Genomic DNA, 23,066 nt, shown 5'->3' on the forward strand with positions numbered 1-23,066 from the left:
GTCATACACGGAAGATGTGTACGACCCGATCCTGTGGGAGCAAGGCTTGCCCGCGATGACGGTCTAACAGACGCCGATGCCTTCGGTGGCTTATCATTAGCCCCCTAACGACGCCCACCTCAAGGTCCTCTCCGGCATGCTGGCAATCTTCCTCGAAACCCTGAACATCACCGCTCCGGTGTTCGCCATGCTGTTTCTGGGGGTGTTGCTCAAGCGCATCGACTGGATCAATGACAACTTCATCCACACGGCCTCGTCCCTGGTGTTCAACGTCACCATGCCGGCGCTGCTGTTTCTCGGCATCCTGCACGCCGACCTGCATGCCGCGCTGCAACCGGCGCTGCTGATCTACTTCTCCGTCGCTACCCTCGTGTGCTTTGCCATTGCCTGGGGCTGGGCGATTTTCCGTTGCTCGCGCGAGGATCGGGGGATCTATACCCAGGGTGCATTCCGGGGCAACAACGGGGTGATTGGTCTGGCGCTCGCGGCGAGCATGTACGGTGACTACGGGATTTCCCTCGGTGCGATTCTCGCGGCGCTGGTGATCCTGTTCTACAACACGCTGTCGACCATCGTCCTGGCGGTGTACAGCCCGGTGATCAAGTCCGACCCGTGGAGCATCTGCAAGAGCGTGGTCAGCAATCCGCTGATCATCAGTGTGATTGCGGCGGCGCCTTTTGCGTATTTCAAGATCGGCTTGCCGGGGTGGCTGGAAACCTCCGGCCAGTATCTGGCGCAAACCACCTTGCCGCTGGCGCTGATTTGCATCGGCGGCACGCTGTCGCTGGCGGCAATGCGCAAAAGCGGGTCGATGGCGCTCAGTTCGAGCCTGGTTAAGATGCTTGGCTTGCCGGTACTGGCGACGTTGGGCGCGTGGCTCTGGGGGTTTCGCGGAGCAGAGTTGGGGATTTTGTTTCTGTACTTCGGCAGCCCCACCGCCGCGGCCAGTTTCGTCATGGCCCGGGCAGCAGATGGTAATCATGAGCTGGCGGCGGCGATCATTGTCATCACCACGTTGATGGCGGCGGTGACCACCAATATCGGGATCTTCTTGTTGCAGTGGGGTGGGTGGATCTAGCTTCAGATTTGCTTTGCTCTCAGGGGCCTCATCGCGGGCAAGCCTTGCTCCTACAGGTTTTGGGTCGGGCGCAAATTATGCGTACAACACAAAACCTGTGGGAGCAAGGCTTGCCCGCGATGGCTAACTCATTGTCACTGCAAATGCCGGGTTGTCACTCGGGCTTCTGGTAACTGTCGATCACTTCCTGCGCCGCCCGAAACGCATCGATCGCCGCCGGCACACCGGCGTACACCGCGCAATGCAGCAGCGCCTCGCGGATCTCTTCCACGGTGCAGCCATTATTCAACGCACCACGCACATGACCTTTCAGCTCCTGCGGGCACTTCAGTGCGGTCAGCGCCGCAAGGGTGATCAGGCTGCGGGTTTTCAGTGGCAGGCCTTCGCGGTTCCACACACCGCCCCAGGCGTGTTCGTTGACGAAATCCTGCAGCGGCTGGGTGAACTCGGTGGCGTTGCCCAGCGCGCGGTCGACGAAGGCATCGCCCATCACTTGGCGGCGCACTTCAACGCCGGATTTCTTGTTGTCGGTCATGGCAATTCCCTCTTGTGGTGTTGGCGACGCCAGGCGCGCAGCGAGGTGAACAGCAGAAACGCTGCCAGCGCCGGCAGGACGAAAAACAGCATCAGGTGTTCAAGCTTGCCGGCCAGCGGCATGCCCGTGGTGAACGACACCACGTGTAGGCCGTAGGCCAGGTATAAGCTCAGGAACAGCAATCCTTCGGCACGGGTTACCCGGTAGCCGGAATAGAAAACCGGCAGGCACAGCACCGTGACGCCGAGCATCACCGGCAGGTCGAAATCCAGGGCATTGGGCGATACCGATAGCGGTGAAGGTGCGAGCAGTGCGGTCACCCCCAGCACGCCGAGCAGGTTGAACAGGTTGCTGCCGACCACGTTGCCCACGGCGATTTCCCGTTCGCCGCGCAAGGCGGCGATCAGCGAGGTGGCGAGTTCCGGCAGGGACGTACCGACGGCGACGATGGTCAGGCCGATGATTCGCTCCGACAGCCCGAGGTCGGTGGCTACCGCTACTGCCGCACCGAGCAACAGATGCCCGGCATACACCAGCATTCCCAGGCCGGCGACGATCATCAGCAGGCTACTGATCCAGGGCGCTCGCCCGCTTTGGTCATGGCTCGATACCGGGCGCACCGAATGCTGCGACTGGCGCAACAGCATGCCCAGGTACAGCAACAGGGCCGCCATCAGGATGATGCCGTCGATGCGGCTCAGGTCTTCGTTCCAGGCCAGCACGAACACCAGCAGGCTGGCGCCGATCATCAAGGGGATGTCCAGGCGCACCAGTTGCCGTGACACCCGCAGGGGGATGATCAGTGCCGACAGTCCGAGGGTGACGAGGATGTTGAAAATACTGCTGCCGATCACGCTGCCGACGGCGATGTCGGCGTTGTGCGCCAAAGTCGCTTGCAGGCTCACGGCCATCTGCGGCGCGCTGCTGCCGAGGGCGACGATGGTCAGGCCGATGATCAGCGGTCGCACATGCAGGCGAGCGGCCAGACGCACGGCGGCGCGGACCATCAGTTCGGCGCCGGCAATCAGCAGCACCAGCCCGCTGAGCAATTCGATCAGGCTGATCAGGGGGATGTCGGCTAATCCGAAAATGGTCGAGGCTCCCTGTGTCAGTCGTCGAGGGCTTGCACGCGCACCCGTGCGGTGCCGCTCTTGAGCATGCCCAGGCGTTCGGCGGCTTCATGGGACAGGTCGATCAGGCGGCCACGGGTGTGTGGCCCGCGATCGTTGATGCGCACCACGCAGGATTTGTCGTTATTCAAATTGGTGACCTTCACCCGTGTACCGAAGGGTAGCTTGCGATGGGCAGCGGTCATGGAATTCTTGTCGAAACGCTCGCCGCTGGCGGTGCGTTTGCCTTGGTGTTTGGCGCCGTAATAGGACGCTATGCCGGTCTTGTCGTAACCGTGCGGGTCGACGGTGTCGGTGCTGGCACAGCCGGCCAGCAGGGAGAGCAGGGCGCAGGCGCCGAGAAGACGTTTCATTAAGTGGTTTCCCGAAACAAGTGTGGGAGCGAGCCTGCTCGCGAATGCCATTCTGACAGTCAACTCAGTGTTGAGTGCCAAACACCATTCGCGAGCAGGCTCGCTCCCACAGGGAATGGAGCCAGTTTTCAGGGCTGGCTCCACTCTCATCAGCCTTCGAGCTTGCTTTTGAGCAGTTCGTTGACCTGTTGCGGGTTGGCCTTGCCCTTGGAGGCTTTCATGGCCTGGCCAACGAAGAAACCGAACATCTTGCCGCGCTTGGCTTCGTCTGCCGCGCGGTACTGTTCGACCTGCTCGGCGTTGGCCGCGAGCATTTCGTCCAGCACGGCGGAGATGGCGCCGGTGTCGGTCACTTGCTTGAGGCCGCGCTTGTCGATGATCTCGTCTGCGCTGCCTTCACCGTTGGCCATGGCTTCGAACACGACCTTGGCGATCTTGCCGGAGATGGTGTTGTCCTTGATGCGCAGCAGCATGCCGCCCAGTTGCTCGGCCGAAACCGGCGACTGCTCGATGTCCAGGCCTTGTTTGTTGAGCAGGCTGCCCAGCTCGACCATGACCCAGTTGGCCGCCAGCTTGGCGTCGCCGCCGATGCTCGCGACTTTCTCGAAGTAGTCGGCTTGCTCGCGGCTGGTGGCCAGCACGCTGGCGTCGTAGACCGACAGGCCGAACTGCTCTTGGAAGCGTTCACGCTTCTGCGGCGGCAACTCCGGCAGGGTGGCGCGCACTTCTTCGAGGAAGGAATCCTCGATGACCACTGGCAGCAGGTCCGGATCGGGGAAGTAACGGTAGTCGTTGGCTTCCTCTTTGCTGCGCATCGGACGGGTTTCGTCCTTGTTCGGATCGTACAGGCGAGTCTGCTGGATCACCTTGCCACCGTCTTCGATCAACTCGATCTGACGCTGGATTTCGCTGTTGATCGCCTTCTCGATGAAGCGGAACGAGTTGACGTTCTTGATCTCGCAACGGGTGCCGAATTCGGCCTGGCCTTTCGGACGGATCGACACGTTGCAGTCGCAACGCAGCGAGCCTTCGGCCATGTTGCCGTCGCAGATGCCCAGGTAACGCACCAGGGCGTGGATCGCCTTGACGTAGGCCACGGCTTCCTTGGCGCTGCGCATGTCCGGCTCGGAAACGATTTCCAGCAGCGGTGTGCCGGCACGGTTCAGGTCGATGCCGGTGGCGCCGCCGAATTCTTCGTGCAGGCTCTTGCCGGCGTCTTCTTCCAGGTGCGCGCGGGTAATGCCGACGCGTTTGACCGTGCCGTCTTCCAGGGCGATGTCCAGGTGGCCCTTGCCGACGATCGGCAACTCCATCTGGCTGATCTGGTAGCCCTTGGGCAGGTCGGGGTAGAAGTAGTTTTTGCGGGCGAACACGTTGTGCTTGCCGATCTCGGCGTCAATCGCCTGACCGAACATCACCGCCATGCGCACCGCTTCCTGGTTCAGCACTGGCAGAACGCCGGGCATGCCCAGGTCGATCAGGCTGGCCTGGGTGTTCGGTTCTGAGCCGAAGGTGGTGGAACTACCGGAAAAGATTTTCGACCGGGTGGTGAGCTGGGTATGAATCTCCAGCCCGATCACGACTTCCCATTGCATGTGTGTCTCCTCAGAAGCCGGTTGGGGTGCGGGTGTGCCAGTCAGTGTTCAACTGATACTGGTGGGCAACGTTCAACAGGCGACCTTCCTGGAAATACGGAGCGAGCAGTTGCACGCCGACCGGCAGACCATCGACGAAACCTGCTGGCATGGACAAGCCCGGCAGACCGGCGAGGTTGGCGGTGATGGTGTAGACATCTTCCAGGTACGCAGCGACCGGGTCGCTGTTCTTGGCGCCGAGCTTCCAGGCCGGGTTCGGCGTGGTCGGGCCGAGGATGATGTCGACCTCATTGAAGGCAGCCATGAAGTCGTTCTTGATCAAGCGACGGATCTTCTGCGCCTTCAGGTAATAGGCATCGTAGTAACCGGCGGACAGCGCGTAGGCACCGACCATGATCCGGCGCTGCACTTCAGGGCCGAAGCCTTCGCCACGGGAACGCTTGTACAGGTCGCTCAGGTTGACCGGGTTTTCACAGCGATGGCCGAAACGCACGCCGTCGAAACGCGACAGGTTGGAGGAGGCTTCCGCCGGCGCGATCACGTAATACGCAGGGATCGCGTGCTGCATGTTCGGCAGGCTGATTTCCTTGACCACGGCGCCGAGCTTTTCCAGTTCCTTGACACTGTTGTGGATCAGTTCGGCGATGCGCGGGTCGAGACCGGCGCCGAAGTACTCTTTCGGCACGCCGATGCGCAGGCCCTGTAGCGAGCCGTTGAGGCTGGCGCTGTAGTCCGGCACGGGTTCGTCGATGCTGGTGGAGTCGTTCGGATCGAAGCCGGCCATACCTTGCAACAAAATTGCGCAGTCTTCGGCGGTGCGTGCCAGAGGGCCGCCCTGATCGAGGCTGGAGGCGTAAGCGATCATGCCCCAGCGCGAAACGCGACCGTACGTCGGTTTCAGACCGGTGAGGTTGGTCAATGCGGCGGGCTGACGAATGGATCCGCCGGTGTCGGTGCCGGTGGCGGCAGGCAACAGACGAGCGGCGACCGCAGCGGCCGAACCACCGGACGAACCGCCTGGTACGTGTTCCAGGTTCCACGGGTTTTTCACGGCGCCGTAGTAGCTCGACTCGTTGGCCGACCCCATGGCGAATTCGTCCATGTTGGTCTTGCCCAGGGTCACGGCCCCGGCAGCGGCCAACTTGGCGACGACGGTGGCGTCGTAGGGCGCCTTGAAGTTGTCGAGCATCTTCGAGCCGCAGCTGGTGCGGATGCCCTGGGTGCAAAACAGGTCTTTGTGGGCGATCGGCGCGCCGAGCAGGGCACCGCTTTCACCATTGGCCCGGCGTGCGTCAGCGGCTTTCGCCTGGCTGAGCGCCAGCTCTTCGGTGAGGCTGATGAAACTGTTGAGCTGCGGGTCGAGCTGGGCGATGCGCGCCAGCAGGGCCTTGGTCAGCTCTTCGGAGGAAAACTTTTTGTCGGCGAGACCGCGGGCGATCTCGGCCAGAGTCAATTGATGCATTGCAGGCTCTTTCCCTTTAGTCGATGACTTTCGGAACCAGGTACAGGCCGTTTTCGACCGCTGGTGCGATGGACTGGTAGGCCTCGCGATTGTTGGTCTCGGTCACGACGTCCGCACGCAGGCGCTGGCTGGCTTCCAGTGGGTGGGCCAGCGGTTCGATACCATCGGTATTGACGGCCTGCATTTCGTCGACCAGTCCGAGAATGCTGTTGAGGGCCGAAGTGACGTTTGGAAGATCGGCTTCATTAAGGCCAAGGCAGGCCAGATGAGCGATTTTTTCCACGTCGGAGCGTTCTAGAGCCATTGGGGTTCTCCAGTGGAAAACAAGACGGACGGCGTCCGTGTGTTAGATTGTCGGAACACTACCGCACTTCTACGGTCATACGGCCGCGATTGTGGGGCTTGGTGCACAGAAAAGCGGCCAATTTAACATATTGGCGCCTTGCCCAAAATCCCTGTCGTTGTTAGAGTTTGCCGCACTTTTTTACCCACGCGTTGCCTAGGGTCCCTTTCCCATGTTCAAGAAACTGCGTGGCATGTTTTCCAGCGATCTTTCCATTGACCTGGGCACTGCCAACACCCTTATTTACGTGCGCGAGCGCGGTATCGTCCTGAATGAGCCATCGGTTGTGGCCATTCGGACACACGGTAACCAGAAAAGTGTCGTTGCTGTCGGCACCGAGGCCAAGCGCATGCTGGGCCGTACGCCGGGCAATATTGCTGCCATTCGTCCGATGAAGGACGGCGTGATCGCAGACTTCAGCGTCTGCGAAAAAATGCTGCAGTACTTCATTAACAAGGTTCACGAAAACAGCTTCCTGCAGCCTAGCCCTCGCGTGTTGATCTGCGTTCCGTGCAAGTCCACCCAGGTCGAGCGTCGTGCCATCCGTGAATCGGCCCTCGGTGCCGGTGCCCGTGAAGTATTCCTGATCGAAGAGCCAATGGCTGCTGCCATCGGTGCCGGCCTGCCAGTTGAAGAAGCTCGCGGTTCGATGGTCGTGGATATCGGTGGTGGTACCACCGAAATCGCCTTGATCTCCCTGAATGGTGTGGTCTACGCCGAGTCCGTACGTGTTGGCGGCGACCGCTTCGACGAAGCGATCATCACTTATGTGCGTCGCAACTACGGCAGCCTGATCGGTGAATCCACCGCCGAGCGCATCAAGCAGGAAATCGGTACGGCCTACCCGGGCGGCGAAGTGCGTGAAGTCGACGTTCGTGGCCGTAACCTGGCAGAAGGCGTTCCACGTGCTTTCACCCTGAACTCCAACGAAGTGCTGGAGGCTCTGCAAGAGTCCCTGGCAACCATCGTTCAGGCCGTGAAGAGCGCACTGGAGCAATCGCCTCCGGAACTGGCTTCCGACATCGCCGAGCGTGGTCTGGTACTGACCGGTGGTGGCGCCTTGCTGCGTGACCTCGACAAGTTGCTGGCCCAGGAAACCGGTCTGCCGGTGATCGTCGCCGAAGACCCGTTGACCTGCGTTGCTCGCGGCGGTGGCCGTGCCCTGGAAATGATGGATAAACACACCATGGACCTGCTCTCCAGCGAATAAGTCGCCGGTTAGCCTCTATGCTGTTGAGCGCGCAGGCGGCACTTTGCAGTGCTGCCTGTTCGCGTTTATCTTCTGTCAGTCTGCATCCAGGCCGGTCTGCCGTATGAATAAAGAGAACATTTGCCTGGGAGGAGCGGCTTATTAAACCGCTTTTCACCAAGGGTCCATCGTTGGGCGTGCGCTTGTTGGTGCTGGTCGTGCTATCGGTCGCGCTGATGGTGGTCGATGCCCGCTTCACACTGCTCAAGCCGGTGCGTAGCCAGATGTCGCTGGTGCTGATGCAGTCCTACTGGATCACCGACCTGCCGCAGCGGCTATGGGAAGGCGTGGCCAGCCAGTTTGGCAGCCGGACCGAACTCGTCGCCGAAAACGAAAAACTCAAGAGCGAAAACCTGCTGTTGCAGGGGCGCATGCAAAAGCTTGCTTCCCTGACCGAGCAGAACGTTCGCCTGCGCGAATTGCTCAATTCTTCGGCGCTGGTCAATGAAAAGGTCGAAGTAGCCGAATTGATCGGCATGGACCCCAATCCTTTCACCCATCGGATCATCATCAATAAAGGTGAGCGTGATGGTGTGGTCCTCGGTCAGCCGGTGCTCGATGCCCGGGGCCTGATGGGGCAGGTGGTCGAGCTGATGCCTTACACCTCCCGCGTCCTGCTGCTGACCGACTCCACCCACAGCATTCCGGTTCAGGTCAACCGCAACGGTCTGCGGGCGATTGCCAGCGGCACCGGCAATCCGGAACGCCTGGAACTGCGTCACGTGGCCGATACTGCCGACATCAAGGAAGGCGATCTGCTGGTCAGCTCGGGCCTGGGTCAGCGTTTCCCGGCGGGTTACCCGGTGGCCACGGTCAAGGAAGTGCTGCACGACACTGGCCAGCCATTCGCCGTTGTCCGCGCCGTGCCGACCGCTGCCCTCAATCGCAGTCGTTACCTGCTGTTGGTGTTCAGCGACAACCGCACGGCGGAAGAGCGTGCCAATGACGCCGCGCAGGCTCAGGAAGCCCTGGATGCACAGGGCGGCGGTCCGATCCTGCCGGCGACCGTGCCCAAGCCCGCGCTCGTTCCGGCTGCCGTTGCGGCGCCTGCTGCACCCGCAGTGGCTCCAGCGCCACCGGCCGCTGCGCCGACCACCCCGGCCAAGCCGGCTGCCAGCCATTCCGCTGCCTCCAAGCCGCCAGCCAAGCCTGCGGCGACGCAACCTGCTGCCAAGCCTGCGGCTAAACCGCCTGTCCCCGCGCCGGCCAACACTGGGAGACAAGAATAATGGTTGGGGTAAAAGCTTCACGGAACGGCTGGATCGTCTGGCTGACCTTCGCCATCGGCATGCTGCTCAGCGTATCGCCGTTGCCGCAATTCATGGAGATCCTGCGCCCGTTGTGGCTGGGTTTGCTGCTGGCGTTCTGGGCTTTGGCCCTGCCGCAGAAAGTCGGCATGGTCACCGCATGGTGCCTGGGCCTGGCTGAGGACGTGCTTTACGGCACGCTGCTGGGCCAGAACGCATTGATCCTGACCCTCATCACTTATCTGGTACTGGCACTGCAGCAACGCATGCGAATGTTCCCGATGTGGCAGCAAAGCCTGGTGATCCTGGTGATCTTCGGCCTCGCGCAGCTGGTTCAACTCTGGTTGAGCGCCTTGACCGGCAACCGTCAGCCGACACTGGCGCTGGTATTGCCGGCACTGGTCAGCGCCTTGCTCTGGCCATGGATCAGCTTCGGTTTGCGTGGATTGCGTCGCCGCTACAAAATCAACTGATTCGGTCAGGCATTTGCCTCCAACTCGACAGGGAGATGTCTTGATGAAATCGCTGTTCCTCGCCTCTGGCTCGCCGCGTCGGCGTGAATTGCTCACGCAGATCGGCGTGCCGTTCACCGCCATCAGTGCGGATATCGACGAAACCCCTCTGGCTCACGAATCCCCCTCTGACTATGTCGAGCGTCTCGCGCGCGGCAAGGCTGCGGCAGGGCGCGACGCGGTCGTGTCCGCCGCTCCCTTCTGTGTGCTGGGCGCCGATACTGCCGTGGTACAGGGCGGCAAAATTCTCGGCAAACCGGTTGATGAAGCGGATGCTTGCGCCATGCTTGAGATGTTGTCCGGCACAGAACATGAAGTCCTGACGGCCATTGCGCTGCTCGACGGTGAGCGTTGCGAGTCGCGCGTGGTGCGCAGTGTGGTGCGTTTTCGCCCCATCGGCAGTGACGAGGCCGCGGCCTACTGGGCCAGCGGCGAGCCGCGGGACAAGGCCGGTGGTTATGGTATTCAAGGCCTGGGTGCGGTGTTTGTCGCCGCGCTCAGTGGAAGTTACTCGGCGGTGGTTGGATTGCCGCTGTGCGAAACCGCGGAACTGCTGGGCCATTTCGGCATACCCTGTTGGCAACCCCTTAACGCGCGCTAAGCGCCGTGCTGACCAGATGCGGCCACTATCGTGAACATGCCTGAACGAGACCCTGCCATGAGTGAAGAGATCCTGATCAACATCACGCCGATGGAATCACGCGTGGCGGTGGTCGAAAACGGTGTCCTGCAAGAAGTGCATGTCGAGCGCACGCAAAAGCGCGGCATCGTCGGCAATATCTACAAAGGTAAAGTCGTACGGGTCTTGCCGGGCATGCAGGCGGCATTTGTCGATATCGGCCTGGATCGTGCCGCGTTCATCCATGCTTCGGAGATTTCCCTGCGTGAAGGTCCCGCAGTGGAGAGCATCGGCGCCCTGGTGCACGAAGGGCAGAGTCTGGTGGTGCAAGTCACCAAGGACCCGATCGGCTCCAAGGGCGCGCGCCTGACGACACAGTTGTCGATACCGTCGCGCTACCTGGTGTACATGCCGCGCACCGCCCATGTCGGCATTTCCCTGAAGATCGAAGACGAAGCCGAGCGTGAACGTCTCAAGCAGGTGGTCAGCGATTGCGTCGCCAAAGAGGGTATCAAGGAAGCCGGCGGTTTTATCCTGCGCACGGCGGCCGAGGGTGCCGGCGCCGACGAAATTCTCATGGATATCCGCTATCTGCGAAGGTTGTGGGACCAAATCAACGAGCAGATCAAAACCATCAGCGCACCGAGCGTAATCTATGAGGATCTCGGCCTGGCGCTGCGCACCCTTCGCGATCTGGTAAGCCCGAAGATCGAGAAGATTCGCATCGACTCGCGGGAAACTTTCCAGAAAACCACGCAGTTCGTCGCAGAACTCATGCCGGAAATCGCCGATCGTCTGGAACACTACCCCGGCGAGCGGCCAATTTTCGACCTGTACGGTGTCGAAGACGAAATCCAGAAAGCCCTGGAGCGCAAAGTCCCGCTGAAGTCCGGCGGCTACCTGGTGGTCGATCCGGCGGAAGCCATGAGCACCATCGACGTGAACACCGGGGCGTTCGTCGGGCATCGCAATCTTGAAGAAACCATCTTCAAGACCAACCTCGAAGCCGCCACCGCCATCGCGCGTCAACTGCGCCTGCGCAACCTGGGCGGAATCATCATCATCGACTTCATCGACATGGAAGATGAAGAGCATCAGCGCCAGGTACTGCGGACCCTGGAGAAACAGCTGGAACGCGATCACGCCAAGACCAACATCATCGGCATCACCGAGTTGGGTCTGGTACAGATGACCCGCAAGCGCACCCGGGAAAGCCTCGAGCAGATCCTCTGCGAGCCATGCACCTGTTGCCAGGGGCGCGGCAAGCTGAAAACGCCTGAGACGATTTGCTACGAAATTTTTCGTGAAATCCTCCGCGAGGCTCGCGCCTATCAGGCGGAAGGCTATCGTGTATTGGCGAACCAGAAAGTCGTCGACCGCCTGCTCGATGAAGAATCGGGCAACGTTGCCGAGCTGGAAGGCTTCATCGGACGCACCATTCGGTTTCAGGTAGAAACCATGTATTCCCAGGAACAATACGACGTGGTGCTGCTCTGATACGCGGCGTCATCACTTATCCTGCACGGCTGGCCTCAGCTTTCTGCAAAACTTTTGCCATGGGAGCCAACTGACATGGAACGTCTGACACGCATTTTGGCCGCACTGACCCGCTGGGGTCTGGGCCTGTGCGCGTTGGTTTTGGTCCTGTTGGCGTTGTACGTCAGCCTTGGTCGGGAACTGGCGCCTCTGGTAGCCGAATACCGTGTGGAAGTTGAAAAGCGGGCCACCGAAGCCCTGGGCATGCCGCTGCAAATCGGTGAGTTGAAAGGCAGCTGGAGCGGCTTTGCGCCGATTGTCTCGGCGCAGGATGTGACGGTTGGCGACGGCGCCAATGCACTGCATCTGGAAAATGTGCGCGCGGTGCCGGACCTGTGGGCCAGTCTGCTGGCGGGTGAGGTGCGTATCGCTCACCTGGCACTCAATGGCCTGAAGATCAGCCTCAAACAAGGCGATGACGGCGAATGGGCGCTCGAAGGTTTGCCGGTCAAGGACGATAAACCCCTCGATCCGGAACAGCTGCTCAATCGCATGCAGATGATTCAGCAGCTGTCGGTGCTCGACAGTCAGGTCACCTTGCAGCCATGGGGTGAGTCGCCGCTGTCCCTGACTTATGTTGGCTTGAACCTGAAAACCGGTACCACTCGCCAGCGACTCGACGCCCGCCTGACCCTGCCCGATGGCCAGCCGGTGGCCATGAGCCTGCGCACCCGCATTCGCGCCAGCCAGTGGAAGGACGGTGAGGCCCAGATTTACCTGAGCCTGCCACAAAGTGACTGGTCCAAATGGATCCCCGAGCGCATCAGCCAGCAATGGAATTTTTCCCAGATCAAGGCGGGTGGCGAGTTATGGGCGACGTGGGGCAAAGGTTTGTTGCAAAGTGCCTCAGTGCGTTTGAATGCACCGCAAATCAAGGGTGCCTACGCGCAACGTAAGCCGGTCAAGATCGATAATCTGGCACTCAATGGCTATTTCGAGCGTAGCGACGAAGGCATGTCGGTGACGCTGGACTCCCTGGCGATGAGCCTTGGCGAAACCCGCTGGGAATCCCATGTGCAAGTCAAACAAACTCCCGCGACCGACAAATCCGAAGAACTCTGGCACCTGCAGGCCGATCGTCTTGACCTGACGCCGCTCACACCTCTGCTCAATGCTTTGGCGCCATTGCCTGAAGGCTTTGCCACCGTGGTCGAGCGCCTCAAGGTTACGGGCGGGTTGCGCAATGTGCTGATCGACGTGCGGCCCAATGCCACCGACGACAGCAAGTTCAGCTTCGCCGCCAACCTCGAACAGGTGGGGTTCGATGCCTATCACGGTGCTCCGGCGGCACGAAACGTTACAGGCAGCATCAGCGGCGACCTGGGACATGGCGAATTGCGCATGGATACCAAGGATTTCATGCTGCATCTGGACCCCATCTTCGCCAAACCCTGGCAGTACCTGCAGGCCAATGCTCGCCTGACCTGGAAACTCGACAAGGAAGGCTTCACCCTGATTGCGCCGTACCTGAAGGTGCTGGGCGAGGAAGGCAAGATCGCCGGTGATTTCCTGATCCGCCTGCATTTCGATCACGACCAGGAAGATTACATGGACCTGCGGGTCGGCATGGTGGACGGCGACGGTCGCTATACCGCCAAGTACCTGCCGGCTGTCCTGAGCCCGGGGCTGGACGAATGGTTGCGCACGGCGATCCTCAAAGGCGCGGTCGACCAGGGTTTTTTCCAGTACCAGGGCTCGTTGAACCATGGCGCGACACCTGAGTCGCGCAGCATCAGCCTGTTTTTCAAGGTTCACGATGCCGAACTGGCGTTCCAGCCCGGCTGGCCCCATGTCAGCAAGGTCACCGGCGATGTGTTCGTTGAAGACAGCGGCGTGCGGATCCTGGCCAGCAAGGGGCAATTGCTCGACACCCAGGTCAAAGACGTCTACGTCAATATTCCCCATGTGCCGGACGGGCAAAGTGTTCACCTGTTCCTCGACGGCGGGTTCGCCGGAGGGTTGGGCGATGGCTTGAAAATCCTGAAAGAGGCGCCGATCGGCACGGCTGAAACCTTCGCTGGCTGGGAGGGCGAAGGTGATTTGCAGGGCAAATTGAACCTCGATATTCCGCTGGTCAAGGGCGAGCAACCGAAGATCCTGGTCGACTTCAAGACCGCCAAGGCTCGCCTGAAACTGCCGGAGCCGCCGCTGGAGTTGACTCAACTCAAAGGCGATTTCCGTTTCGACAGCAACAAAGGCCTGAGCGGGCAAAACATCACGGCGCGTGCCTTCGACAAACCGGTGAGCGCGCAGATCTTTGCCGATGGCGGTCCGGGCAAACTCAAGACCCGGGTCAACGCCTCGGGTCAGGTCGAAGTCAAGAAGCTTACCGACTGGCTCAGTGTTACCCAGCCGCTGCCGGTCAGCGGCCTGATCCCGTATCAACTGCAACTGACCCTGGATGGCGCCGACAGCCAGTTGATGGTCAATTCCAATCTCAAGGGTGTTGCCGTCGACTTGCCTGCACCCTTTGGCATGACGGCAGATGCGGGGCGTGACACGACGTTCCGCATGACCCTGCAAGGCCCGGAGCGCCGCTATTGGGTGAACTACGGCGAACTGGCCAACTTCACCTTCGCCGCGCCAACCGGCAATTTCGCGGACGGGCGGGGGGAATTGTTCCTGGGCAACGGCGAGGCAGTGCTGCCTGGCGCCAAGGGTCTGCGGATACGTGGCGTGCTGTCGGAACTGGACGTTGGCCCATGGCAGGATCTGGTAAGCAAGTATGCCGGGCAAGACCCGGGCGGCAGCGCCAAGCAGTTGCTCAGCGGCGCCGATTTCAAGGTCGGCAAGCTCAGTGCCCTGGGCACGACGCTGGATGATGCATCCGTTCAGTTGACGCGAAAATCCTCTGCCTGGGCCTTGCAGCTCGACAGCCAACAGGTCAAGGGCAATGCCAGTCTTCCCGATGCGAAGTCCGCCCCCATCGTGATCAATTTGCAAACCGTGCGCCTGCCGGCGCCTGATCCGACGGTAATGGCCGATGAAAACGCCCCGGACCCGCTGGCCTCGGTAGACCCGAGCAAAATTCCGGCGATGGATATCACGGTTAATCAGTTGTTCCAGGGTAACGACCTGGTCGGGGCCTGGTCGCTGAAAGTGCGCCCGACGGGGAAGGGCATCGCTCTCAATTCGCTGGACATGGGTCTCAAGGGCATTCTGTTGCAGGGCAGCGGCGGCTGGGAAGGCGTGCCGGGGGCCAGCAGCAGTTGGTACAAGGGGCGGATCAGCGGCAAGAACCTGGCCGATGTGCTCAAGGGCTGGGGTTTTGCGCCAAGCGTCACCAGCAAGGATTTCCACATGGATGTCGATGGCCGCTGGCCCGGCTCGCCGGCATGGCTGGCGACCAAGCGTTTCTCCGGCACCCTCGATGCGTCGCTCAATGAAGGTCAGTTTGTCGAAGTCGAGGGTAGCGCCCAGGCACTGCGGGTGTTTGGTCTGCTCAACTTCAACTCCATCGGCCGCCGCCTGCGCCTGGACTTCTCCGACCTGTTCGGCAAAGGCCTGAGCTATGACCGGGTCAAGGGCCTTCTGGTAGGGACTAACGGCGTATACGTCACCAAAGAGCCGATCCGCGTGACCGGCCCATCGAGCACCATTGAGCTCGACGGCACCCTGAACATGGTGGCCGATCAGATCGACGCGAAGCTGCTGGTGACCTTGCCGGTGACCAACAACCTGCCGATCGCCGCACTGCTCGTGGGGGCACCGGCCGTAGGTGGTGCGTTGTTCCTGATCGATAAGCTGATCGGGGACCGCGTGTCTCGTTTTGCCAGCGTGAAATACACCGTCAAAGGCCCCTGGAAAGATCCGAAAATCACCTTCGACAAGCCTTTTTGAAAAGCCAATCCGCGGACCTATGGAGTAGCATGGCCCCAATGTCGCCACCAATCTCCGTAGGAGCGTGCTTGCTCGCGAAAGGAGCAGGGGCACCGCGTTCATGCAGGTATCGCGCGTTATCGTTCACCTCCATCGCGAGCGGGCTCGCTCCTACAGGTTTGCGTTGATTTCAATAAGGAAAAGGCCATGTCCCTAGCGGTGATTCAAATGGTCAGCCAGAGCGATGTGCTGGCTAACCTGACCCAGGCCCGTCGCCTGCTTGAGCAGGCTGCGGCTTCAGGCGCCAAGCTGGCGGTGCTGCCGGAAAACTTCGCCGCCATAGGGCGTCGCGACGTCGCCGACATCGGTCGTGCCGAAGCGCTGGGGGACGGGCCGATCCTGCCGTGGTTGAAACAGACCGCCCGTGACCTCAGGTTATGGATAGTGGCTGGCACCTTGCCTTTACCGCCAGCGGGTCAACCGGAGGGCAAAGCCCATGCCTGCTCATTGCTGATCGATGATCAGGGTGAAACGGTGGCGCGCTACGACAAGTTGCACCTGTTCGATGTGGACGTGGCCGACAATCGCGGCCGTTATCGCGAATCCGATGACTATGCTTATGGCAGTGGGGTTGTGGTGGCGGATACGCCTGTTGGGCGAGTCGGCCTGACGGTCTGTTATGACCTGCGCTTCCCTGAGCTCTACAGCGAATTGCGTGCCGCCGGCGCGGAAATCATCACCGCACCGTCGGCCTTTACCGCCGTGACCGGCGCCGCGCATTGGGATGTGCTGATTCGCGCGCGGGCTATCGAGACCCAGTGTTACGTGCTCGCGGCCGCTCAAGGTGGGACGCATCCGGGGCCGCGGGAAACCTGGGGGCATGCGGCAATCGTCGACCCATGGGGACGAGTGTTGGCGCAACAGGATCAAGGCGAGGCCGTGCTGCTGGCCGAACGCGACAGCAGCGAACAGGCGTCCATCCGGGCGCGGATGCCGGTGTCCAGTCACCGGCGCTTTTTCTCGCAGGGCGCCCAGCGACCTGCATCAGAACGACGAATTTAAGGCGTAAAGCATATGAGCGAGTTGTTGTCCTCAGTCAGTGAACACCTCCTGGCGCCCGGTGGCGTAACGATCGAAAGCCTGCAAGGCGTACTCGGCGACCTGGCCGGCCCGGGTATCGATGCCGCCGACCTGTATTTTCAAGGGCAGATTTCCGAGTCCTGGGCGCTGGAAGACGGCATCGTCAAGGAAGGCAGCTTCAACCTTGACCAAGGTGTTGGCGTGCGTGCGCAATCGGGTGAAAAAACCGGATTCGCCTACAGCAACGCAATCACCCTCGAAGCCCTGGGTGCGGCGGCCCGTGCGGCGCGCTCGATTTCCCGGGCCGGGCAGAACGGTACCGTGCAGGCATTCAGCACCCAGGACGTTGCGCAGTTGTACGCGCCGGACAACCCTCTGGAAGTGCTGACCCGTGCCGAGAAAGTCGACCTGCTCAAGCGCATCGATGCTGCCACTCGCGCGCTCGACCCACGTATCCAGCAAGTCACCGTGAGCATGGCTGGCGTCTGGGAGCGGATTCTGGTGGCGTCCACCGACGGAGGGTTGGCCGCAGACGTGCGCCCGCTGGTGCGCTTCAACGTCAGTGTGATCGTCGAACAGAATGGCCGTCGTGAGCGCGGCGGTCATGGCGGTGGCGGACGCACCGATTACCGTTATTTCCTCGCCGAAGACCGCGCCATGGGTTATGCCCGCGAGGCGTTGCGTCAGGCCTTGGTCAATCTGGAAGCCATTCCTGCGCCGGCCGGTACCTTGCCGGTGGTGCTCGGCTCTGGCTGGTCGGGCGTGCTGCTGCACGAAGCGGTCGGTCATGGTCTGGAAGGCGACTTCAACCGCAAGGGCAGTTCGGCCTACAGCGGGCGTATGGGCGAGATGGTTGCGTCCAAACTGTGCACCATTGTCGATGACGGCACGCTGGCCGGTCGCCGTGGCTCCCTGAGCGTCGATGATGAAGGCACCCCGACCGAGTGCACCACGCTGATTGAAAATGGCGTACTCAAGGGTTACATGCAGGACAAGCTCAATGCGCGCCTGATGGGCGTGGCCCGTACCGGTAACGGGCGGCGCGAGTCCTACGCTCACCTGCCGATGCCGCGTATGACCAACACCTACATGCTCGGTGGTCAAAGCGACCCGGCGGAAATCATCGCCTCGGTGAAGAAGGGCATCTACTGCGCCAACCTCGGCGGCGGTCAGGTGGATATCACCAGCGGCAAGTTCGTGTTCTCCACCAGCGAGGCGTACCTGATCGAAGACGGCAAGATCACGGCCCCGGTCAAAGGTGCGACGCTGATCGGCAACGGCCCGGAAGCCATGAGCAAAGTATCGATGGTCGGTAACGACCTGGCGCTGGACAGCGGCGTGGGGACGTGCGGCAAGGATGGGCAGTCGGTACCGGTGGGTGTCGGTCAGCCAACGCTGAAAATTGATGCGATCACCGTGGGTGGCACGGGGTCGTAAGAGAGGGAGCCGCGAGTGAGTCGCATGGCGACTCACTCGGTCGGGGACTTAACGCAAGCCGCGTTGAGTCTCGTCCAGCTCACGGATGTACTTGAAGATTTTACGGCTGGAAGCAGGAGGCTTGTTGTGCGCAACCTCGTGCTGGGCCTGACGGATCAGGGAACGCAATTGCTGGCGATCGGCGTCCGGGTATTCGACGACGAATTTTTCCAGAACGGCATCGTCACCGGCAATCAGGCGATCCCGCCAGCGCTCCAGGTTATGGAAGCGCTCGTTGTACTGGCGAGTGGAGGCATCGAGTTGATCGAGCAGAACCAGAATGGCGTCAGTGTCCTGATCGCGCATCAGTTTGCCGATGAACTGGAGGTGCCGTTTACGCGCGATGTGCGCAACGTGCTTGGGTGCATCGGCCAGGGCCCGGCGCAAAGCGTCGGTCAAGGGCAGTTTTGCAACCAGGTCAGGCTTGAGCGTTGTAAGGCGCTCGCCAAGGTCAACCAGAGCATGCAGCTCGCGTTTGACCTGGGACTTGCTTTTTTCTCCCGTATCGAGGGAGTCGTCGTAAGAATCAACCATGGTGGCCGTCCGCAAATAAACGCCGCCATGATAACCAGTCGGGGGCCGCTTGTCCGGCCCGGTCGCTCGATGGCCGTTACCGAAAGCAGAATTTGAGTGGAGAACAGCATGAGTGCAGTTGAAAGCGTCGGCCCACAAGCATTGCCGGCACTGCAGGAACAAGTCGAGCAGATCATCGCTGAAGCCAAACGTCAGGGTGCCAGTGCCTGCGAAGTAGCGGTGTCCCTGGAGCAGGGCCTGTCTACCTCGGTCCGTCAGCGTGAGGTCGAAACCGTCGAGTTCAACCGCGACCAGGGTTTTGGCATCACCTTGTATGTCGGTCAGCGCAAGGGTTCGGCCAGCACCTCGGCGAGCGGCCCTGAAGCCATTCGCGAAACCGTTGCCGCCGCACTGGCCATCGCCAAACACACCTCGGAAGACGAAGCCTCGGGCTTGGCCGACGCCGCGCTGATGGCCAGGGATCCGCAGGATTTCGATCTCTTCCACGCCTGGGACATCACTCCGGAACAGGCCATCGAAAAGGCCTTGCTCTGTGAAGCCGCCGCCTTCGATGCCGACGCGCGCATCAAAAATGCTGATGGCACTACCTTGAGCACCCATCAAGGCTGCCGGGTTTACGGTAATAGCCACGGCTTCATTGGCGGCTATGCATCGACGCGTCACAGTCTGAGTTGCGTGATGATCGCCGAGGCCGATGGCCAGATGCAGCGTGATTACTGGTATGACGTGAACCGTCTGGGCAATTTGCTGGCGGACCCGGTGAGCATCGGCCAACGCGCTGCGCAACGTGCGGCGAGCCGCCTGGGCGCGCGTCCGGTGCCGACCTGCGAAGTGCCAGTATTGTTTTCCGCGGAACTGGCCGGTGGTCTGTTTGGCAGTTTCCTGTCGGCGATTTCCGGAGGCAGCCTGTATCGCAAATCGTCGTTCCTCGAAGGCACGCTGGGGCAGAAGCTGTTTCCCGAGTGGCTGACCCTCGATGAGCGCCCGCATCTGATGCGTGCCCTGGGCAGCGCGGCGTTCGATGGCGATGGCCTGGCGACCTATGCCAAGCCATTCGTCGAAAAGGGCGAGTTGGTGTCCTACATCCTCGGCACCTATTCCGGGCGCAAGCTCGGTATGCCAAGTACTGCCAACGCAGGTGGCGTGCACAACCTGTTCGTGACTCATGGTGATGAAGACCAGGCAGCCTTGATGCGCCGCATGGGCCGTGGCCTGTTGGTGACCGAGCTGATGGGGCAGGGGCTGAACATGGTGACCGGCGACTACTCGCGTGGCGCAGCCGGGTATTGGGTCGAGAACGGTGAAATCCAGTTCGCGGTGCAGGAAGTGACCATCGCGGGCAACATGCGCGACATGTTCAAGCAGATCGTTGCCGTGGGGAATGATTTGGAGCTGCGCAGCAATATTCGTACGGGGTCGGTGTTGATCGAGCGGATGACGGTCGCTGGTAGCTGATCCTTCCCGCAGTACAAAAAGGCGCGCCACCCATCGGGTGGCGCGCCTTTTTTATGTGCCTTGTATAGCCCCCTGTAGGAGCAAGCTTTGCTCCTACAGAAGTGGTCTTGCGTTGCCCGCACTTGTTTTGGTTCTCATTATCAATTAATAATAAATCTCATTACAGAATGAGCCCGGATCATGAGTTCTGCCTTGCACGAGCAGCCTTACCTCGAAAACTGGCGCTGGATGAGCCGCCAGATCCGTTGCGCGATGGATCCTGACGAACCCCGTCTGATCGAACACTACCTGGCCGAGGGCCGCTATCTGGCGTGTTGCACGGCCACCTCTGCCTGGACGGTCGCTGAAACCTCTTTCCGTTTACTGCTCGACACCGCCGCCGATGTCGCTCTGCCGTGGCACTGGCGCACCTACTGCCTGGATCAGGCCTGGCGCCCATTGCGTGATCTGGAGCGCCTTTCCCTCTGCAAATGCCGCCTCAAGCGCTGGCAGAGCTACACCTGGCAACTGGCTACTTGCGAGTTGCAGCCTTCCATTCCTCTTCTCGAACTGGTTCAAGGATTTACAGATGACCAAGACACGTATTGAGCGCGACAGCATGGGCGAGCTTCAGGTCCCGGAAGACGCCCTCTACGGCGCACAGACTCAGCGTGCGGTAGATAACTTCCCGATCAGTGGCAAGCCCATGCCGGTGCAGTTCATCCGGGCGCTGATCCTGGCAAAAGCGGCGGCGGCCCGCGCCAACGTCGAGCTCAAGCAGATCAGCGAATCCCAAGGCAAAGCCATCGTCGATGCGGCGCAGGGCCTGCTGGAAGGCGACTTCATGCAGCACTTCCCGGTGGATATCTTCCAGACCGGTTCCGGCACCAGTTCCAACATGAATGCCAACGAAGTGATTGCCACCCTGGCCAGCCGTTTGCTCGGCGAGCCGGTGAATCCCAATGATCACGTCAACTGTGGCCAGAGCAGCAACGACATCATTCCGACCACCATCCACGTCAGTGCCGCGTTGGCGCTGCATGAGCAACTGCTACCAGCCTTGAACGGCCTGGTGCAGGTGATCGAACACAAGGCCGGACAGGTTCATCACCATGTCAAAACCGGACGCACCCATCTGATGGACGCGATGCCGGTGCGCCTGAGCCAGGTGCTCAACGGCTGGGCCCAGCAGCTCAAGGCCAACATCGGTCACCTGCAAGGCCTGCAACCCAGCCTGCAATCCCTGGCCCAAGGTGGCACGGCGGTGGGCACCGGTATCAATGCGCACCCCGAGTTTGCAGCGCGTTTCAGCCGGCAGTTGAGCCATTTGACCAAGGTGGAGTTCACGCCAGGCGTGGATCTGTTTGCCCTGATCGGCTCCCAGGACACTGCCGTCGCGGTTTCCGGCCAGCTCAAGGCGACGGCGGTATCGCTGATGAAAATCGCCAACGATCTGCGCTGGATGAACTCCGGCCCCCTGGCCGGTCTCGGTGAAATCGAACTTGAAGCGCTGCAACCGGGCTCTTCGATCATGCCCGGCAAGGTCAACCCGGTGATTCCGGAAGCCACGGCCATGGTTGCCGCGCAGGTGATCGGTAACGACACGGTCATCACCATCGCCGGCCAGTCGGGCAACTTCGAGCTGAACGTGATGCTGCCGATCGTCGCCCAGAACCTGTTGAGCAGCATCGAATTGCTGGCCAACGCGAGTCGCTTGCTGGGTGAAAAGGCCATCGCCAGCTTCAAGGTCAACGAATCCCGGCTCAAGGAAGCGCTGTCGCGAAATCCGATTCTGGTCACCGCGCTCAATCCGATCATTGGCTACCAGAAGGCCGCCGAAATCGCCAAGAAAGCCTACGCGCAGGGCCGGCCGGTGATCGATGTCGCGCTGGAACACACTGAGCTGTCGCGCAGCCAGCTGGAAGAGTTGCTCAACCCGGAAAAACTCACCGCAGGCGGCGTGTAAGCCCCGCTGCCGCTTTGGAGGCACACCATGGAGCACTGGAAACGCACGATCGAAAGAGCCAATCGTTTTTTCATGCAGGGTGAACTGGTCGATGCCCGCGAGGCTTACTTGCAGGCACTGGCCCTGGCCCAGGTGCTGTTCGAGCGCTGGACGAATGCCGATGAAGCGGTGGCGGCCTGCGTGATTTCCCACCACAACCTGGCGGACCTGCATTTGCGTCTGAACCAACCGGAGGAGAGCGCCGAGTACCTGTGCGCGATCCACCAGCGGTTGTTACAGGCCATGCAGGATCCGCGGCTGCCGCAGGCTTTGCGTGAAGCGGCGTTGCGTCAGAGCAGCAAGACCTACGTCGAACTGCTGAATTTCATCAGCGAATACGGCGAGTACCCCCGCACTCATCGCTTGCTGCACATCGATGCCGCCTCGCCTGCGCCCCAACCACATGGAGTTCATTGAAATGGCTTTTACCTTGCCTGCATTGCCGTACGCCTACGACGCCCTGGAACCACACATCGATGCGCAGACCATGGAGATTCACTACACCAAACATCACCAGACCTACATCAACAATCTGAACGCCGCCGTCGAGGGCACCGAATTTGCCGAGTGGCCGGTGGAAAAACTGGTGGCCTCCGTGCAGCAACTGCCGGAAAAACTCCGCGCGGCAGTGATCAATCAGGGCGGTGGACACGCTAACCATTCCCTATTTTGGGAAGTCATGGCGCCTCAGGGCGGTGGCAAACCTGAAGGTGCCCTGGCCAAGGCCATCGACGAGCAACTGGGTGGTCTCGACAGTTTCAAGGAGGCGTTCACCAAAGCGGCGCTGACCCGTTTCGGCAGTGGTTGGGCATGGCTGAGCGTGACGCCGCAGAAGACCCTGGTGGTGGAGAGCAGTGGTAACCAGGACAGCCCGTTGATGAGCGGCAATACGCCGATTCTCGGTCTGGATGTCTGGGAGCACGCCTATTACCTGCAGTATCAGAACCGCCGCCCGGAATACATCAGTGCGTTCTACAACGTGATCAATTGGCCTGAAGTCGCTGCGCGCTATCAGGCTGCTTTGAGTTAAGTCCTTCTGAAATCAATCCAGGGCTGAAT

General features: G+C 60.9%; 21 protein-coding genes. 14 read left to right on the plus strand and 7 right to left on the minus strand.

All coding sequences use genetic code 11. From position 1 onward, the window contains the following. Nucleotides 1–136 precede the first annotated feature (136 nt). Entirely contained in the window at nt 137–1,078 is a 942-nt protein-coding gene (locus DKY63_RS23800) for an AEC family transporter (RefSeq protein ID WP_110966340.1), read from the plus strand. Nucleotides 1,079–1,232: 154 nt separating this feature from the next. On the opposite strand, the gene DKY63_RS23805 is transcribed toward DKY63_RS23800, so the two are convergent. The 6 genes from DKY63_RS23805 to gatC form a co-directional block, all read right to left on the minus strand. After that, nucleotides 1,233–1,613, minus strand: a complete 381-nt coding sequence (locus DKY63_RS23805; RefSeq protein ID WP_110966341.1) for a carboxymuconolactone decarboxylase family protein — start codon at nt 1,611–1,613, stop codon at nt 1,233–1,235. After that, nucleotides 1,610–2,671, minus strand: a complete 1,062-nt coding sequence (locus DKY63_RS23810; protein ID WP_110966342.1) for a calcium/sodium antiporter — start codon at nt 2,669–2,671, stop codon at nt 1,610–1,612. The genes DKY63_RS23805 and DKY63_RS23810 overlap by 4 nt, the downstream gene beginning before the upstream one ends. Before the next feature lie 50 nt (nt 2,672–2,721). After that, nucleotides 2,722–3,096, minus strand: a complete 375-nt coding sequence (locus tag DKY63_RS23815) for a septal ring lytic transglycosylase RlpA family protein (RefSeq protein WP_110966343.1) — start codon at nt 3,094–3,096, stop codon at nt 2,722–2,724. Nucleotides 3,097–3,245: 149 nt separating this feature from the next. Beyond that, a complete protein-coding gene (gene gatB, locus DKY63_RS23820; RefSeq protein ID WP_110966344.1) occupies nt 3,246–4,691 on the minus strand; it encodes an Asp-tRNA(Asn)/Glu-tRNA(Gln) amidotransferase subunit GatB in 1,446 nt (481 codons plus the stop codon). Between the two features lie 10 nt (nt 4,692–4,701). Then, nucleotides 4,702–6,153, minus strand: a complete 1,452-nt coding sequence (gatA, locus tag DKY63_RS23825) for an Asp-tRNA(Asn)/Glu-tRNA(Gln) amidotransferase subunit GatA (RefSeq protein WP_110966345.1) — start codon at nt 6,151–6,153, stop codon at nt 4,702–4,704. A gap of 16 nt (nt 6,154–6,169) precedes the next feature. After that, entirely contained in the window at nt 6,170–6,457 is a 288-nt protein-coding gene (gene gatC / locus DKY63_RS23830; protein ID WP_085726363.1) for an Asp-tRNA(Asn)/Glu-tRNA(Gln) amidotransferase subunit GatC, read from the minus strand. A gap of 211 nt (nt 6,458–6,668) precedes the next feature. Here gatC and mreB point away from each other — a divergent pair, with 211 nt between their 5' ends. The 8 genes from mreB to tldD all read left to right on the plus strand — a co-directional run bounded on the left by mreB (nt 6,669) and on the right by tldD (nt 17,995). Further along, on the plus strand, nt 6,669–7,706 hold the full coding sequence (mreB, locus tag DKY63_RS23835; protein WP_002555108.1) for a rod shape-determining protein MreB: 1,038 nt from the start codon (nt 6,669–6,671) through the stop codon (nt 7,704–7,706). A 140-nt stretch (nt 7,707–7,846) separates the two neighbouring features. Continuing rightward, nucleotides 7,847–8,974, plus strand: coding sequence for a rod shape-determining protein MreC (mreC, locus tag DKY63_RS23840; RefSeq protein WP_110966346.1), 1,128 nt, complete (start codon nt 7,847–7,849; stop codon nt 8,972–8,974). Continuing rightward, nucleotides 8,974–9,465 carry a rod shape-determining protein MreD gene (mreD, locus tag DKY63_RS23845; protein WP_110966347.1) on the plus strand — a complete coding sequence of 164 codons (492 nt, stop codon included), beginning with the start codon at nt 8,974–8,976 and terminating at the stop codon, nt 9,463–9,465. Before mreC ends, mreD begins: the two co-directional genes overlap by 1 nt. A gap of 43 nt (nt 9,466–9,508) precedes the next feature. After that, nucleotides 9,509–10,105 (plus strand): Maf family protein, encoded by a 597-nt coding sequence (locus tag DKY63_RS23850; protein ID WP_110966348.1) that lies wholly within the window; start codon nt 9,509–9,511, stop codon nt 10,103–10,105. A 57-nt stretch (nt 10,106–10,162) separates the two neighbouring features. Next, on the plus strand, nt 10,163–11,620 hold the full coding sequence (gene rng, locus DKY63_RS23855; protein WP_110966349.1) for a ribonuclease G: 1,458 nt from the start codon (nt 10,163–10,165) through the stop codon (nt 11,618–11,620). Between the two features lie 75 nt (nt 11,621–11,695). Next, nucleotides 11,696–15,499, plus strand: a complete 3,804-nt coding sequence (locus DKY63_RS23860) for a YhdP family protein (protein WP_110966350.1) — start codon at nt 11,696–11,698, stop codon at nt 15,497–15,499. A gap of 186 nt (nt 15,500–15,685) precedes the next feature. Then, nucleotides 15,686–16,540 carry a carbon-nitrogen hydrolase family protein gene (locus DKY63_RS23865; protein ID WP_110966351.1) on the plus strand — a complete coding sequence of 285 codons (855 nt, stop codon included), beginning with the start codon at nt 15,686–15,688 and terminating at the stop codon, nt 16,538–16,540. Between the two features lie 12 nt (nt 16,541–16,552). Further along, nucleotides 16,553–17,995 (plus strand): metalloprotease TldD, encoded by a 1,443-nt coding sequence (tldD, locus tag DKY63_RS23870; RefSeq protein WP_110966352.1) that lies wholly within the window; start codon nt 16,553–16,555, stop codon nt 17,993–17,995. Nucleotides 17,996–18,043: 48 nt separating this feature from the next. Here tldD and yjgA read toward each other — a convergent pair whose 3' ends face one another. Next, a complete protein-coding gene (gene yjgA / locus DKY63_RS23875) occupies nt 18,044–18,568 on the minus strand; it encodes a ribosome biogenesis factor YjgA (protein WP_110966353.1) in 525 nt (174 codons plus the stop codon). Nucleotides 18,569–18,676: 108 nt separating this feature from the next. Between yjgA and pmbA the strand changes: the two genes are divergently transcribed. The 5 genes from pmbA (at nt 18,677) to DKY63_RS23900 (ending at nt 23,037) form a co-directional block, all read left to right on the plus strand. Then, nucleotides 18,677–20,023, plus strand: coding sequence for a metalloprotease PmbA (pmbA, locus tag DKY63_RS23880; protein ID WP_110966354.1), 1,347 nt, complete (start codon nt 18,677–18,679; stop codon nt 20,021–20,023). Nucleotides 20,024–20,203: 180 nt separating this feature from the next. Continuing rightward, nucleotides 20,204–20,611, plus strand: coding sequence for a FagA protein (locus tag DKY63_RS23885; protein ID WP_110966355.1), 408 nt, complete (start codon nt 20,204–20,206; stop codon nt 20,609–20,611). Beyond that, complete coding sequence (locus DKY63_RS23890; protein ID WP_110966356.1) at nt 20,592–21,968, plus strand: class II fumarate hydratase; 1,377 nt, start codon at nt 20,592–20,594, stop codon at nt 21,966–21,968. The genes DKY63_RS23885 and DKY63_RS23890 overlap by 20 nt, the downstream gene beginning before the upstream one ends. 27 nt (nt 21,969–21,995) lie before the next feature. Further along, nucleotides 21,996–22,424: a hypothetical protein gene (locus DKY63_RS23895; protein WP_110966357.1), complete on the plus strand. Its 429-nt coding sequence runs from the start codon at nt 21,996–21,998 to the stop codon at nt 22,422–22,424. A gap of 1 nt (nt 22,425) precedes the next feature. Next, nucleotides 22,426–23,037, plus strand: a complete 612-nt coding sequence (locus DKY63_RS23900) for a superoxide dismutase (RefSeq protein WP_110966358.1) — start codon at nt 22,426–22,428, stop codon at nt 23,035–23,037. Nucleotides 23,038–23,066 lie beyond the last annotated feature (29 nt).

The organism is Pseudomonas putida (genome assembly GCF_003228315.1).
Classification (GTDB): domain Bacteria; phylum Pseudomonadota; class Gammaproteobacteria; order Pseudomonadales; family Pseudomonadaceae; genus Aquipseudomonas; species Aquipseudomonas putida_S.

Excerpts from the sequence above, each read along its gene's own strand:
- tldD (WP_110966352.1), top strand. The coding sequence starts at position 16,553 with ATGAGCGAGTTGTTGTCCTCAGTCAGTGAACACCTCCTGGCGCCCGGT.
- DKY63_RS23900 (WP_110966358.1), top strand. The coding sequence starts at position 22,426 with ATGGCTTTTACCTTGCCTGCATTGCCGTACGCCTACGACGCCCTGGAA.
- rng (WP_110966349.1), top strand. The coding sequence starts at position 10,163 with ATGAGTGAAGAGATCCTGATCAACATCACGCCGATGGAATCACGCGTG.
- DKY63_RS23890 (WP_110966356.1), top strand. The coding sequence starts at position 20,592 with ATGACCAAGACACGTATTGAGCGCGACAGCATGGGCGAGCTTCAGGTC.
- pmbA (WP_110966354.1), top strand. The coding sequence starts at position 18,677 with ATGAGTGCAGTTGAAAGCGTCGGCCCACAAGCATTGCCGGCACTGCAG.
- DKY63_RS23865 (WP_110966351.1), top strand. The coding sequence starts at position 15,686 with ATGTCCCTAGCGGTGATTCAAATGGTCAGCCAGAGCGATGTGCTGGCT.
- mreB (WP_002555108.1), top strand. The coding sequence starts at position 6,669 with ATGTTCAAGAAACTGCGTGGCATGTTTTCCAGCGATCTTTCCATTGAC.
- DKY63_RS23895 (WP_110966357.1), top strand. The coding sequence starts at position 21,996 with ATGGAGCACTGGAAACGCACGATCGAAAGAGCCAATCGTTTTTTCATG.
- DKY63_RS23805 (WP_110966341.1), bottom strand. The coding sequence starts at position 1,613 with ATGACCGACAACAAGAAATCCGGCGTTGAAGTGCGCCGCCAAGTGATG.
- DKY63_RS23885 (WP_110966355.1), top strand. The coding sequence starts at position 20,204 with ATGAGTTCTGCCTTGCACGAGCAGCCTTACCTCGAAAACTGGCGCTGG.
- DKY63_RS23850 (WP_110966348.1), top strand. The coding sequence starts at position 9,509 with ATGAAATCGCTGTTCCTCGCCTCTGGCTCGCCGCGTCGGCGTGAATTG.
- DKY63_RS23860 (WP_110966350.1), top strand. The coding sequence starts at position 11,696 with ATGGAACGTCTGACACGCATTTTGGCCGCACTGACCCGCTGGGGTCTG.
- gatC (WP_085726363.1), bottom strand. The coding sequence starts at position 6,457 with ATGGCTCTAGAACGCTCCGACGTGGAAAAAATCGCTCATCTGGCCTGC.
- DKY63_RS23800 (WP_110966340.1), top strand. The coding sequence starts at position 137 with ATGCTGGCAATCTTCCTCGAAACCCTGAACATCACCGCTCCGGTGTTC.
- gatA (WP_110966345.1), bottom strand. The coding sequence starts at position 6,153 with ATGCATCAATTGACTCTGGCCGAGATCGCCCGCGGTCTCGCCGACAAA.
- DKY63_RS23815 (WP_110966343.1), bottom strand. The coding sequence starts at position 3,096 with ATGAAACGTCTTCTCGGCGCCTGCGCCCTGCTCTCCCTGCTGGCCGGC.
- yjgA (WP_110966353.1), bottom strand. The coding sequence starts at position 18,568 with ATGGTTGATTCTTACGACGACTCCCTCGATACGGGAGAAAAAAGCAAG.
- gatB (WP_110966344.1), bottom strand. The coding sequence starts at position 4,691 with ATGCAATGGGAAGTCGTGATCGGGCTGGAGATTCATACCCAGCTCACC.
- mreD (WP_110966347.1), top strand. The coding sequence starts at position 8,974 with ATGGTTGGGGTAAAAGCTTCACGGAACGGCTGGATCGTCTGGCTGACC.